Below are 13,591 nucleotides of genomic sequence, written 5' to 3'. Positions count from 1 at the left end.
CGGAAGTGGATGAATAAATTTTTTTACGATATGATCACAAATCTAAAACGCGAAGGACTGTTGCTGCCCGCAGTGCTGTTCACTTCTGCAGTTATCGTACTTTTTTATGAATTAGTCAGCTTTATTCTTGTGAACATTTAGCGCTGAAATTGTTTTTAAGGCAGGGAAAAAGGGATTATAATTTAGAATGTCTCAAAATAGTTAGACATATTGGAAGATAGACATGCCGGGAGTAACTTTGGTGCGTCTGGAAATTCATTAAAAACCCTGAAATTGATTATATGAGTTGGTTGACAAATGCCTTGTCGAGTACCCTGGGCCGCAAATTACTGATGGCGGCGACAGGATTGTTTCTTATTACATTTCTGGTGGTCCATCTTGCCGGAAATCTGCAGCTACTTTCAGATGACGGAGGAGAGTCATTCAATGTATATGCGAAGTTTATGACCACGAACACGTTCATTAAAACGACTTCGTATCTGCTGTATGCGACCTTTCTTATCCACATTATTTGGGCGATTTTGCTGTCGGTAAATAACCGTAGTGCACGTCCTGTAGGTTACAAGGTTTCCGCCGCTTCAACGAACAGCACATGGAGTTCACGTAACATGGGCTTCCTGGGAACCATCGTTTTTATCTTCCTGGTGATTCACCTCGCAAATTTCTGGTGGAAAATGAAGTTTGGCGAGATGCCAATGGTTGAATATGATGGCGCAGAATATAAGGATCTCTATACTGTGGTAAGCACTGCATTTGGTGAACTTTGGCTGGTGATCCTTTACGTGGTTGCCATGATCGGCCTCATGTTCCATTTGTTTCATGGGTTTCAGAGTGCGTTTCAAACCCTCGGACTTAACCATCCCAAATACAACCCGGCCATTAAGATCATAGGATCGATCATTGCTATTGTTATACCGGCATTATTTGCAAGTATTCCGATCCTGATGTACCTGAACTAAGTGAGCATTTAAAAATTATCGAATAGATGAATTTAGATTCAAAAATACCTGAAGGCCCGTTAGCGGAGAAATGGGAAAAGCATAAATTTAATATCAAGCTCGTTAACCCGGCGAATAAGCGGAAATACGACATTATTGTTGTTGGTACCGGGCTGGCAGGAGCTTCTGCCGCGGCATCGTTTGGTGAACTTGGCTACAACGTAAAGGCGTTCTGTTTCCAGGACAGCCCGCGACGCGCGCACAGTATTGCCGCCCAGGGAGGGATTAATGCGGCGAAGAATTATCAGAATGACGGGGATAGCGTCTTCAGACTTTTTTACGATACGATTAAGGGCGGTGATTACCGTTCGAGAGAAGCCAATGTGTTCAGGCTGGCTGAGGTAAGTGTGAACATTATTGACCAATGTGTTGCCCAGGGCGTTCCCTTTGCACGTGAATATGGTGGATTGCTGTCAAACCGCTCATTTGGTGGGGCACAGGTCTCCAGAACATTTTATGCTCGCGGGCAAACCGGGCAGCAGCTGTTGCTGGGCGCATACAGTGCATTGAGCCGGCAGGTTGCGAATGGTAAAGTTCAGTTGTTCCCTCGTCATGAGATGTTGGATGTGGTGGTGGTTGATGGAAAAGCACGGGGAATTGTTACCCGGAATCTAATCACCGGAAAGATAGATTCGCACAGTGCACATGCTGTGGTACTGGCTACCGGCGGTTATGGCAACGTTTTTTACCTGTCTACCAATGCAATGGGATCCAATGCCACTGCCGCGTGGCGGGCACACAAACGTGGTGCATTGTTTGCTAACCCTTGCTTCACCCAGATTCACCCTACCTGTATTCCTGTTTCCGGAGATCACCAGTCAAAGCTTACGCTGATGTCTGAATCCCTGCGAAATGACGGTCGGGTTTGGGTACCAAAAACCGTGGAAGATGCTGAAAAGATCCGTAATGGCAGCCTCAAACCTACCGATCTTCCTGAGGAAAAACGTGACTATTACCTGGAAAGAAAATATCCTTCATTCGGAAATCTTGTTCCCAGGGATGTTGCCTCAAGAAATGCCAAGTATGTATGTGATGAAGGCAGAGGCGTGAATAAATCCGGACTGGCAGTATATCTTGATTTCGCTGATGCGATTAAACGTGATGGCAGAGATGTGATCGCCAGCAAGTATGGAAACCTCTTCGATATGTATGAGCAGATTACAGGGGATAATCCATATGAAACACCTATGAAGATTTTCCCTGCGGTTCATTATACGATGGGCGGACTATGGGTTGACTATAATTTGCAGACCACCATACCTGGCCTCTACGCGATCGGTGAAGCTAATTTCTCCGATCATGGTGCAAACAGGCTCGGGGCAAGTGCCCTTATGCAGGGACTTGCTGATGGTTATTTCGTTATACCTTACACTATCGGTGATTACCTGGCGCAAACTCCATATGAGAAGGTACCGGCAGACCATGATGCATTCAAGGAGGTTGAGAAGGAAGTTTCAGATCGAATCGGCAAACTCCTTTCGATCAATGGCACGAAGACGGTAGACCAGTTTCATAAGGAACTTGGAAATATCATGTGGGAGTATTGCGGGATGTCGCGAACAGCAGAAGGACTAAAGAAGGCTAAAGCAGAGATACAGCAATTGAAGGAAGAGTTCTGGAATAATGTAAAAGTTGTTGGTGGCAACGAAGAGCTCAATCAATCACTGGAGAAGGCGAACCGGGTTGCGGATTTTATCGAGCTTGGAGAGCTCATGATCGACGATGCACTGGACAGAGATGAATCATGCGGTGGTCACTTCAGGGAAGAATCGCAAACTGAAGAAGGGGAGGCGAAGCGGAAAGATGACGAATACAGTTATGTGGCTGCGTGGGAATATGCTGGTCCGCAAAAACCGGAAATTCTTCGAAAGGAGCAGCTCGTATTCGAAAATGTTAAATTGACACAACGTAGTTATAAGTAATCCTTAAGGATAGAAATATTTAAGTATGAAGATTACATTAAAAGTTTGGAGACAGAAAAACGCCAGTGATAAAGGCGGATTTGTAACCTATAATCTGGACGATGTATCGCCGGATATGTCTTTTCTGGAAATGTTTGATGTCCTGAACGAAGACCTGGTAAAAAAAGGAGAAGATCCTGTCCATTTCGATCATGATTGCCGTGAAGGTATTTGTGGAATGTGCAGTATGTATATCAATGGTAAACCTCACGGACCAAAACAGACCACAACCTGCCAGCTACATATGCGAAGCTTTAGTGACGGGGATACTATCACAGTAGAACCATGGCGCGCAAAGGCATTTCCGGTTGTGAAGGATCTTGTTGTGGACCGTGGTTCTTTCGATAGAATTATTCAGGCGGGGGGATATGTTTCGGTGAATACAGGAGGCGTACCCGATGCTAATGAAATACCTATTCCAAAGGCAATTGCGGATGAGGCATTTGATGCAGCAACCTGTATCGGTTGCGGGGCTTGTGTAGCTGCATGTAAGAATGCATCTGCTATGCTGTTCACCTCGGCTAAAATTTCCCAGCTGGCAATGCTTCCACAGGGACAGGTAGAGCGAAAATCACGTGCAGAGAAGATGATTGCACAGATGGATGCTGAAGGGTTTGGTGCATGTACCAATACTGGCGCTTGTTCTGCTGAGTGCCCTAAAGGTATCAAGCTTGAGAATATTGCCCGGATGAACCGTGAGTATTTTTCCGCTAAAGTTTCATCGGAAAATATCTGATTCATCAAATAAGGACATAAAAAAAGCGCTGTGGGAACAGCGCTTTTTTTATTTCTTCAGAAAGGATTTATACGCCTCCCTGTTCAATTAATCCCCAGGCAATCAGACCCACACCAACGATAATGGCTACGGCACCCAGACCACCAGAAGCAAGGATAGCGATAACAATACCGGCTGCGGCGATCACAATACCAATGAAAACTTTTTTATTCATTGCCTGTGAAGAATCGGTATCCTTTACACTCTTAATTTCTTTGATCTCGCGCACGAGCTGTTTCTTCACCTCTTTGTGTGCACGTTTTTCTTCCTTGCGGATTTCTTTCTTGAGTTCCTTCTGATCAAGTTCTGAAGATTTCAGGTTGGCAACATTTTCCTTATGTTCCTCAACGATCTTTTTTATGGACGGAATTTCTGCGAGTTGCGCTACAACACTTTTATTGGTGCTGGCAACCATGGTTTCTTCGGGTTTGATTTCAGACACATTTTCTTCTTTAATGGTCTTCTGATCATCCGTTTTTACCACCTGCTTTTCATCCTTATAGAACTCCCTGGAGTTATTGAAACTGGCTGTGTATTTCGGAGCACATGAAGAAAATACAATTCCTCCGAACAGCAGGACGAGCGAGCTTATTTTAGTAACTTTTTTAAACATAGTATTTAATTTTAATTAGGTTGGGTAATGAAATTTTAATTTACGGATTAAATTTTAAATCAAAACTCAACCATAACGAAAAAATTGTGCAAAATAAACTCAGGCAGCGCATAATTATTCAGTGTTTTCCATATCTCACTGAATACCTCGAAAAGGAAGTATCTCATCTTGGCTTCCAGATAGAGCGCGTTGAACGCACCGCTGTGTGGTTGCAGGGCAATCTCGAAGATACGATGAGATTGAATCTCAACCTTCGTACCGCTAACCGTGTACTCTTGCTGATCGATGAATTTCAGGCAGCCGGGCCCGATATACTTTACAGGGAACTATTGCGTGTTCCCTGGGAGAAAATCATCCCAAAAGACGGCTATTTAAGTATACATGGCTATGTGAAGAACGACTTCATACGTGATAACAGGTTCGCATTCATGAAGATGAAGGATGCGATTGTCGACCGTATGAACGAAAAGAACGGGGTTAGGCCTGATTCCGGTCCGGATATGTCAGGAACAGTCATTTATTTACACTGGGTGGGACCCACCGTTGCTGTGTATTTGGACACTTCCGGAGAAACGATCGCAAAGCATGGATACCGTAAAATTCCAGGCAAAGCCCCGATGATGGAGTCGCTGGCAGCCGCCGTGGTGATGTCGACCGGCTGGGACACGCGCTCTGCCTTTATCAATCCCATGTGCGGTAGTGGAACAATCGCCATCGAGGCGGCCCTTATGGCGCGAAATATTGCCCCGGGAAGTTTCCGTTCAAACTTTGGGTTCATGCATTGCAACGCGTATCGGCAGGAAGTTTGGGATAAGGTTAGGTCCGACGTCAGCGGCGGTGAAAAAACCGCACCCGTTATTATTGCTTCGGATCATGACCAGCAGGCTGTCCGGGATGCGCAAATGAATGCCCGTGCGGCGGGTGTTGAGGAGATGATCACTTTTGAGCATTGTAATTTTACCGAAACTTCCATTCCCGAAGGAGAGGGGATTATAATCCTTAATCCGGAATATGGCGAACGATTGGGAGTAACCAATGCATTGGAAAAGGTATATAAGGATATAGGTGATTTCTTTAAATCGAGGGGTAAAGGTAAAAAAGGGTATGTTTTTACAGGAAATCCCGATCTCGCCAAAAAAGTTGGCCTGCGTACGAGTAGCAGAACACCTTTTCTGAATGCACGCATTGAATGTCGTTTACTTGAGTATGAACTATATGCGGGATCCAGAAAAAAATGATACATTAAACAAAGTATGGTCGCATTTCTATGAAACAGATCAAGATTCTAGCAGAGCTTCTCTGGTATTCGCTGCCTGTTCAGTTGTTGCTGAACCACTTCAAGCGAAACCAGATGTTGTTGCTGTGGTGGGTGTTTCTGTTTGCGATTATATCCGGAAATTTCGGCAACTATCTCGGGGTCCCCTACCTGTTTCTTGATCCGGTTTACCTTGATGATGTAGGGTTTTTTAGTTTCCTGGCTATGGGAGCTGTTTTTGCCGGTTTGTCCATGATCTTTCACATAACCTCGTACATCCTCGACGGACCGCGGTTTTCATTCATCGGTACGGTTAGTCAGCCGTTCTTCACCTTTTCTGTAAACAACAGTCTCATACCCCTTTCCTTCATGATTGCTTATATGGTTCTGGTTGTGCAGTATCAGATCACCAATGAATTTACCGAAGGATCAACGCTTCTGATTTACATCCTGGGGATCATTACTGGCTTCAGTCTTATGACCATAGCGTTTTATGTCTACATCCGGTTCACCAACAAGGATATTTTCAGATATGTAGTGTGCAAGGTGGATGAAAAACTGAAGGAGAATATTACTGTTACAAGGGCGAGCGCTATGAAAAAATTGCAGCTTGCACGGAAGCGGCAGTTGCGTGTAGATACATTCATTGACAGGAATTTTGATTTCCGAAAGGTGCCGAACAATGAAGGGTTCTATGATAAGGCTACTATTCTCCAGGTTTTTGATCAGAATCACCTGAATCTGGTAACCGTAGAGTTGGTCTTGTTTCTTATCCTCCTGTTTATCGGGGTCTTTAATGACTACCCGGTATTTCAGATTCCTGCCGCGGCCAGTACGGTAATTCTTATTACCATTTTTGTCATGTTTACCGGCGCATTTTCATACTGGTTCGGAAGCTGGGCAGGTACCGCAGCATTAGTGCTTTTGTTCGTGGTTAATTTCATGGTTCAGCAGAATGTGCTTGAAAAGACGTATAAGGCATATGGCCTGAACTATTCAGTTGAGGAAAAACCGGTTTATTCCGATAAACAAATCCGGAGTATGACTAAGCCGGCAATGTTCAGAAAGGACAGTCTTGAAACGGTTGAAATACTGAACAACTGGAGGGCGAAATTTAATCGTCCCCCAAAAATGATCTTTGTTTGCGTCAGTGGCGGGGGCCAGCGGGCTGCTCTTTGGTCTTATAACGTACTCGATGAAATTGATCATCAGACCAGCGGAAAATTTATGGAGCAGACGATGCTGATCACGGGTGCTTCGGGCGGACTTATTGGCGCTGCATATTTTCGTGAGTTGATCTATCAGCAAAAGATTGGTCAGTTGGAGAACAGGGATGATCCCATGTTTCGTGAACAGCTCGGAAGGGATAACCTCAATGCAGTTATTTTTAGTTTTTTAATGAATGATCTCTTTTCGGGGTGGCGAAAATTTGAGTACGGAGGATACAGATATGCCCGAGACCGGGGTTTTTCCTTTGAGGAACAGCTTAATAAAAATACCGGAAAGCTTTTTGATAAATCGCTCCACGCCTTCAAAGAACCTGAGCAGCAGGCCCTGATTCCAATGATGATTCTGGCGCCGACGATCGTGAATGACGGACGAAAGCTTTACATTTCCCCACAACATATTTCCTATATGGTGAATCCGGTGACGAATAATTATCCGGAAGAAAAAGTTACAGGAATTGAATTCCAGCGGTTTTTTGAAAGCGTGGGGGGTGAAGATCTGCGGTTTTTAAGTGCTCTGCGGATGAATGCCACTTTCCCCTATATCACACCGAACGTAACGTTGCCAAGTGAACCTGCGCTTGAAATTATGGATGCCGGCGTCAATGATAATTTTGGGATTTCGGATGCAGTCCGGTTCATGTTTGTATTCAGGGAGTGGATTGCCCGAAATACCAGTGGAGTGCTGCTTATTTCGATTCGTGATTCCGACAAAAACCCTGAAGTGCTGCCGCGTAATTCTCTTTCACTTTTCGATCGGATCACATTGCCCATCAGTACGATTTACCAGAATTTTGAAAGTATGCAGGATATCACCAATGATACCCAGGTTGAATATGCCAATAGCTGGATGAAGGTGCCTTTCGACCGAATTGATATTCAGTATATTCCGGATGAGTTATCAAAGGAAAACCTTTCCGTTGCAGATAGTCTCAGGATGGAAAATGCCCAACGGGCTTCGTTATCGTGGCGGCTTACCCAGCGTGAAAAGGAGAGCTTGCTGCGAAACCTTCAGACAGAAAAAAACAGAAACGCTTTTCTCCAAATAAGATCAATTGTTCAGGAAGGGCAGGCTAACTAATGATTGTTAGTAAAATCAGGTGATAATCTGTAATTTTGGCGCAATTTTAGAGATACCTGATGAAAGATACCAAACCATACAAGCCTAAAAATAAAATTCGAATTGTCACTGCAGCCAGTTTGTTCGACGGGCATGATGCAGCGATCAATATTATGCGCCGGATCATCCAGGCCACAGGTTGCGAGGTGATACACCTGGGGCACGACAGAAGTGTTGAGGAGGTTGTAAATACAGCCATTCAGGAGGATGCCCAGGCCATCGCTATGACATCCTATCAGGGCGGGCATATGGAATATTTTAAATATATGCACGACCTTCTGAAAGAAAGGGGGGCTGGTCATATTAAGATCTTCGGCGGCGGCGGTGGCGTGATACTTCCGGATGAAATTGCCGAGTTGCATGCCTATGGTATTACACGTATCTATTCACCCGATGACGGGCGGTCACTGGGGCTTCAGGGTATGATCAACGACCTGGTGCAGCAGAGTGATTTTCCTACGGGTATGAATCTGAATGGTGAAGTCTCTCATTTGAAGGAGAAAGATGTACAGGCAATCGCGCATCTGATCTCGGCGGCGGAAAATTTCCCTGAAAAAGCTGAGCCGGAGCTTAAAGAAGTACATCAGATCGCCAGCAAGGTAAAAGTGCCTGTGTTGGGAATCACCGGTACCGGCGGGGCGGGAAAATCTTCGCTTGTTGATGAGCTGGTGAGGCGATTCCTGCTGGATTTTGAAGATAAGAAATTAGCGATCGTTTCAGTGGACCCCTCAAAACGTAAGACAGGAGGCGCGTTGCTTGGCGACCGTATTCGAATGAATGCAATAAATAATGAACGGGTATACATGCGTTCCCTGGCCACACGTCAGTCTAACCTCGCCCTGTCCAGGCATGTGAATGAGGCGATCCAGGTGCTTAAGGCGGCGGCATTTGATCTGATCATCCTGGAAACTTCAGGTATCGGTCAATCGGATACGGAAATCACGGATCATTCAGATGTCTCCCTTTATGTGATGACCCCGGAATATGGTGCGGCAACACAGCTTGAGAAGATCGACATGCTGGATTTTGCAGATGTTATTGCCATCAATAAATTCGATAAGCGAGGTGCACTGGATGCGTTGCGGGATGTGAAGAAACAGTACAAGCGCAATCATAACCTGTGGGATGCTAACGATGAGGATCTCCCCGTTTATGGCACTATTGCCTCCCAGTTTAATGACCCCGGAATGAATCAGCTTTATATGAAGCTGATGGATGTTATTTCAGAAAGGACCGAAGCACCGTTGAAATCCAATTTTGAGCGAAGCGGTGAGATGTCTGAAAAAATATGGGTCATTCCACCGAAACGAACCCGATACCTTAGTGAAATCGCCGAGAGCAATCGTTCCTATGACGAATGGGTTGAGCATCAGTCTGCACTGGCGCAAAAACTTTACGGACTGCATGTATCCATTAAGTTGCTGGAAGAAAATGACGGTGATCCGGAATTGCTGAAATCCCTGCGCGGGACCTATGATAAGTTTGCGTTGGATTTCGATAAACGCAATGATCAGCTCCTGAAAGAGTTTCCGGGTAAAGTGAAGAAATATAAGGATGATGTGTACACTTTCCAGGTGCGGGATAGGGAGATTTCGATTAAAACGCATTCAGAATCTTTGTCCCATCTTCAAATACCGAAGGTGGCGCTGCCGAGATATGAAGCCTGGGGCGACCTGTTAAAATGGTTATTGCAGGAAAATGTCCCGGGGGAATTTCCATATACGGCTGGTATCTATCCCTTCAAACGCGAAGGTGAAGATCCTACGCGCATGTTCGCTGGTGAAGGCGGACCGGAACGAACCAACCGGAGATTTCATTATGTAAGTCTGGATATGCCGGCAAAGCGGCTTTCCACTGCGTTTGATTCGGTAACGCTGTACGGTAACGATCCTGATTACCGTCCGGATATCTATGGGAAAATCGGGAATTCAGGCGTATCCATATGCTGTCTAGATGATGCCAAGAAGTTGTATTCAGGCTTCAACCTTGCTGATCCCGGCACTTCGGTTTCGATGACCATCAATGGTCCGGCCCCGATGCTGTTGGCATATTTCATGAATGCAGCCATTGATCAGCAATGTGAACTCTACATTCAGGAGAATGGTTTGGAAGAGGAAGTTGAAGCGAAGATTAAGGCCATTTATAAGGGCAAGGAGAGACCTGCCTACCAGGGGGATCTTCCTGAAGGAAATGATGGTCTCGGACTCATGCTCCTTGGCGTAACCGGGGATCAGGTTTTACCCGCTGATATATATGAGAAGATCAAAAAAGAGACGCTTAGTGCTGTGCGGGGGACTGTTCAGGCGGATATTCTTAAAGAGGATCAGGCGCAAAACACGTGCATTTTCTCCACAGAGTTTGCGTTGCGCCTGATGGGCGATGTGCAGGAATATTTTATTGAAAATAATGTTCGAAATTTCTACAGTGTATCCATATCGGGCTATCACATTGCCGAGGCAGGTGCAAATCCGATCACGCAGCTGGCCTTCACGCTTGCCAATGGGTTTACATATGTTGAGTACTACCTCAGCAGAGGAATGGATATTAATAAATTCGCCCCGAATCTTTCATTTTTCTTTTCCAACGGGATCGACCCGGAATACGCTGTAATCGGCCGGGTAGCACGTAGGATATGGGCGAAGGCTATGAGGGATAAATATGGCGCGAACGCGCGATCGCAGATGCTGAAATATCATATTCAGACTTCAGGCCGGTCCCTTCATGCCCAGGAAATTGATTTTAATGATATTCGAACTACCCTCCAGGCTTTATATGCCATCTATGATAATTGTAATTCCCTTCATACCAATGCGTATGATGAGGCGATTACCACCCCTACAGAGGAGTCAGTGCGCAGGGCAATGGCCATTCAGCTGATTATAAATAAGGAGCTGGGCCTGGCGAAGAATGAAAATCCACTGCAGGGGTCATTTGTTATTGAAGAACTTACCGATCTGGTAGAAGAAGCTGTACTGCTCGAGTTCGACAGAATTACCGAACGCGGTGGAGTATTAGGAGCCATGGAAACCATGTATCAGCGCAGCAAGATCCAGGAAGAAAGTCTGTATTATGAAACACTGAAGCACAACGGGGATTATCCCATCATTGGTGTAAATACTTTCTTAAGCTCGAAGGGTTCGCCAACTATTATTCCAGGCGAAGTGATCCGTGCGACAAGGGAGGAAAAGGAGTACCAGATTTCCATGCTCAGAAACTTGCACGATCATCATCGGGATAATATCGGAAAGGCACTGAAACATGTTCAGGAATCAGCCATTCAGAATAAAAATATTTTTTCTGAATTAATGGAAGCCGCAAAAATCTGTTCGTTGGGCCAGATCACGCATTCTCTGTTCGAGGTGGGCGGCCAGTATCGACGGAATATGTAATCAGGAATTTTGATTGATGGCAAGTTGCAGGTGAGCCAGATGGTGCCTGCAATGCCAGCTGTATTGTGCCGTGGCTTCATCCAGCGTAAAGATGCTGTGCGCGTGTTCCGGATGAATATACGTACGTGAGAACTCTGCTTCGGTCATATTTTCAAGCAGTGCAGTCCATCGTTTATGGAGCCCTTCCAGAAGGCGGACAGACCACCAGATATCTACTTTCTGTGTATCGTATAGTTCTGCCCATGCTGATTGTCGGTATGGAAGAATAGTTGGCTGATCTTCGGTAAGAGCAAGTTTGAATCGTATTACTGCATTCATATGACTATCGGCGCAATGATGAATGAGCTGCTGGATTGTCCACCCACCGGGACGATAGGTATAATGCAATCCTTCGGGCTGCAGTGGCTCTATCAGGTTTTTGATTTGCTCGGGAAAATTACGGATATCTTCAATGCGTTCAGCTCTGGGACGGTTGGTTTCCCTGATACTGAACGGTCCGATCGGGAATTTTAATGGATCCATGGTGGAAATATTCGTGGCTGTAAATATGGGGCAAAAACATGATCGACGGATCACGCTTTTAAATCGTCATCTAAAATGGTAATTTCACACGAATGCTGCGAATTTTAGTCCTTTTATTTTTCATTTCGGCTGCTGCACTCGGACAGGACGGACAGCCTCTTGCATACCTGGAGGAGATCAATGACGCCTATGAGCCCGTGTTAAAACAGCAGTGGGAATTTGCCCGTGCTCTTGCGCAGGGACAGCCTGCAGATCTTATTGACAAGCAGAGAACATCACTCCTGGGGGAAATCCGTGAAGCACGAAATGAGATTCGCAGGATGCCACCGCATCGGGGAAATTCTGCACTACGTGATTCGGTTGTGAGATTCCTTGATATAAGCTATGATGTGGTCCGCGAGGATTATGCCCGGATTGTTGATATGGAACGTATTTCCAGGGATAGTTATGACAAGATGGAAACCTACCTTCGTGCACAGGAAGAGGCGTACGTCCGAATGAGTGCCGCTGCTCGGGCAATGAAGAAGTCGGAGGAGGAATTCGCCAAAAAGTTCGGGATCCGGCTTGTTAATTCTGATGACAAGTTTGCACAGAAGTTGAAGGAGTTAAACGATACCTTTGGTTATTACAACCGTATATATCTCACCTTTTTCAATGCCTATCAGCAGGAACTTCAGATGTTCAGGGCTGTTGAAAAGCAAGAGGCAGATGCCATCAATGCTGAACGAAGAACGCTTGAAGCCATGGCCCAAACTGGGCTTGAAAGTCTCGAGCGGGCAGGCGCATACAAGGGTGACAGAACACTTAAGTCGGCCGCTGCAGAAAACCTGCGATTTTACCAGGACGAGGCAAGTGTAAGGCTTCAGCCGATGGTAGATTATTACCTTTCCCTGAAGGAACTGAAAACCCTCAAAGGAAAACTGGATTCCGAATCATCCGCTGATCAGCGCAAAATTCTTACAGATCGTTATAATGAGCTTGTGAGGGGCATAAATGATTCGGCCAGAAACCTGGATGAGCTTAGTGAACAACTCAACGACGAACGCGCGATGCACCTGGATAAGTGGAACAGGGTGTCTGAATCATTCCTTAGAAAATTTATTGAGTAGGAGAATTCAACATCTTCCTGATAGGCAATTTTTCCACTGATATCTATTTGAACTTTTCCTATATTTGTCCAGCCATGCAGCGCAAACTAATATTAGATAGCCCGCTTCTGGATATAACCATCAACCGGTTATGTCAGCAACTGATTGAAAATCACGGTAATTTTAATGATTCGGTCATTTTGGGTCTTCAGCCTCGCGGAGTTTATCTGGCTGAGTTGGTGCATCATACGCTTGAAAAGGAAACAAATAACAAAATCCCCCTCGGGTATCTCGACACAACGTTTCACAGGGATGATTTTCGCAGGAGAGATACCCCGGCGAAAGCAAATGCAACCAGGGTTTCCTTCATCATCGAGGATAAAAATGTGGTACTAATCGATGATGTCCTTTTTACAGGTCGCTCGGTGAGGGCAGCCCTTGATGCCATGATTGCCTTCGGCCGGCCGCGAAAAGTCGAGTTGCTCGTTTTAATAAATCGTAAATATACCCGTGAACTTCCTATTGAGGCAGACTATATCGGGCGGAGCGTGAATACCATGGAATCACAACGTGTTCTGGTGGAATGGAAGACACAAGGTCATAAAACAAACAAAATCTGGTTGATCAATAAGGAATTGAAATAA

General features: G+C 45.4%; 11 protein-coding genes. 9 read left to right on the top strand and 2 right to left on the bottom strand.

Annotated elements, in window-relative coordinates:
• Positions 1-9 precede the first annotated feature (9 nt).
• The 4 genes from LDX50_RS30870 (at position 10) to LDX50_RS22390 (ending at position 3,695) form a co-directional block, all read left to right on the top strand.
• Positions 10-141 carry a hypothetical protein gene (locus LDX50_RS30870; protein ID WP_255647363.1) on the top strand — a complete coding sequence of 44 codons (132 nt, stop codon included), beginning with the start codon at positions 10-12 and terminating at the stop codon, positions 139-141.
• Positions 142-281: 140 nt separating this feature from the next.
• The gene (locus LDX50_RS22400) at positions 282-959 is read left to right on the top strand and encodes a succinate dehydrogenase cytochrome b subunit (protein ID WP_225698444.1); all 678 of its coding nucleotides are present in this window, start codon (positions 282-284) and stop codon (positions 957-959) included.
• Positions 960-985: 26 nt separating this feature from the next.
• The gene (locus LDX50_RS22395) at positions 986-2,920 is read left to right on the top strand and encodes a fumarate reductase/succinate dehydrogenase flavoprotein subunit (RefSeq protein WP_225698443.1); all 1,935 of its coding nucleotides are present in this window, start codon (positions 986-988) and stop codon (positions 2,918-2,920) included.
• 25 nt (positions 2,921-2,945) lie between these two features.
• Positions 2,946-3,695: a succinate dehydrogenase/fumarate reductase iron-sulfur subunit gene (locus LDX50_RS22390; protein ID WP_225698442.1), complete on the top strand. Its 750-nt coding sequence runs from the start codon at positions 2,946-2,948 to the stop codon at positions 3,693-3,695.
• Between the two features lie 67 nt (positions 3,696-3,762).
• Here LDX50_RS22390 and LDX50_RS22385 read toward each other — a convergent pair whose 3' ends face one another.
• A complete protein-coding gene (locus LDX50_RS22385) occupies positions 3,763-4,347 on the bottom strand; it encodes a TroA family protein (protein WP_225698441.1) in 585 nt (194 codons plus the stop codon).
• A gap of 86 nt (positions 4,348-4,433) precedes the next feature.
• On the opposite strand from LDX50_RS22385, the gene LDX50_RS22380 reads away from it, so the two are divergent.
• The 3 genes from LDX50_RS22380 to LDX50_RS22370 are packed head-to-tail and all read left to right on the top strand — an operon-like array spanning position 4,434 to position 11,337.
• Positions 4,434-5,585, top strand: a complete 1,152-nt coding sequence (locus LDX50_RS22380; protein WP_225698440.1) for a THUMP domain-containing class I SAM-dependent RNA methyltransferase — start codon at positions 4,434-4,436, stop codon at positions 5,583-5,585.
• A gap of 29 nt (positions 5,586-5,614) precedes the next feature.
• Complete coding sequence (locus tag LDX50_RS22375; protein ID WP_225698439.1) at positions 5,615-7,909, top strand: patatin-like phospholipase family protein; 2,295 nt, start codon at positions 5,615-5,617, stop codon at positions 7,907-7,909.
• 59 nt (positions 7,910-7,968) lie between these two features.
• Positions 7,969-11,337: a methylmalonyl-CoA mutase family protein gene (locus LDX50_RS22370; protein ID WP_225698438.1), complete on the top strand. Its 3,369-nt coding sequence runs from the start codon at positions 7,969-7,971 to the stop codon at positions 11,335-11,337.
• Here the strand turns inward: LDX50_RS22370 and LDX50_RS22365 are convergent, their stop codons facing one another.
• Positions 11,338-11,859 carry a YfiT family bacillithiol transferase gene (locus tag LDX50_RS22365; protein WP_225698437.1) on the bottom strand — a complete coding sequence of 174 codons (522 nt, stop codon included), beginning with the start codon at positions 11,857-11,859 and terminating at the stop codon, positions 11,338-11,340.
• Positions 11,860-11,951: 92 nt separating this feature from the next.
• Here LDX50_RS22365 and LDX50_RS22360 point away from each other — a divergent pair, with 92 nt between their 5' ends.
• Positions 11,952-12,968, top strand: coding sequence for an LIC11966 family surface protein (locus LDX50_RS22360; protein ID WP_225698436.1), 1,017 nt, complete (start codon positions 11,952-11,954; stop codon positions 12,966-12,968).
• 74 nt (positions 12,969-13,042) lie between these two features.
• A complete protein-coding gene (gene pyrR / locus LDX50_RS22355; RefSeq protein WP_225698435.1) occupies positions 13,043-13,591 on the top strand; it encodes a bifunctional pyr operon transcriptional regulator/uracil phosphoribosyltransferase PyrR in 549 nt (182 codons plus the stop codon).

The sequence above is a fragment of the Fulvivirga sedimenti genome (genome assembly GCF_020328055.1).
This window is presented reverse-complemented; position numbering and strand designations above follow the sequence as displayed.

What these genes read in the sequence shown, in the direction of transcription:
- LDX50_RS30870 (WP_255647363.1), top strand. Translation starts at nt 10, where the DNA reads ATGAATAAATTTTTTTACGATATGATCACAAATCTAAAACGCGAAGGA.
- LDX50_RS22400 (WP_225698444.1), top strand. Translation starts at nt 282, where the DNA reads ATGAGTTGGTTGACAAATGCCTTGTCGAGTACCCTGGGCCGCAAATTA.
- LDX50_RS22395 (WP_225698443.1), top strand. Translation starts at nt 986, where the DNA reads ATGAATTTAGATTCAAAAATACCTGAAGGCCCGTTAGCGGAGAAATGG.
- LDX50_RS22390 (WP_225698442.1), top strand. Translation starts at nt 2,946, where the DNA reads ATGAAGATTACATTAAAAGTTTGGAGACAGAAAAACGCCAGTGATAAA.
- LDX50_RS22385 (WP_225698441.1), bottom strand. Translation starts at nt 4,347, where the DNA reads ATGTTTAAAAAAGTTACTAAAATAAGCTCGCTCGTCCTGCTGTTCGGA.
- LDX50_RS22375 (WP_225698439.1), top strand. Translation starts at nt 5,615, where the DNA reads ATGAAACAGATCAAGATTCTAGCAGAGCTTCTCTGGTATTCGCTGCCT.
- LDX50_RS22370 (WP_225698438.1), top strand. Translation starts at nt 7,969, where the DNA reads ATGAAAGATACCAAACCATACAAGCCTAAAAATAAAATTCGAATTGTC.
- LDX50_RS22365 (WP_225698437.1), bottom strand. Translation starts at nt 11,859, where the DNA reads ATGGATCCATTAAAATTCCCGATCGGACCGTTCAGTATCAGGGAAACC.
- LDX50_RS22360 (WP_225698436.1), top strand. Translation starts at nt 11,952, where the DNA reads ATGCTGCGAATTTTAGTCCTTTTATTTTTCATTTCGGCTGCTGCACTC.
- pyrR (WP_225698435.1), top strand. Translation starts at nt 13,043, where the DNA reads ATGCAGCGCAAACTAATATTAGATAGCCCGCTTCTGGATATAACCATC.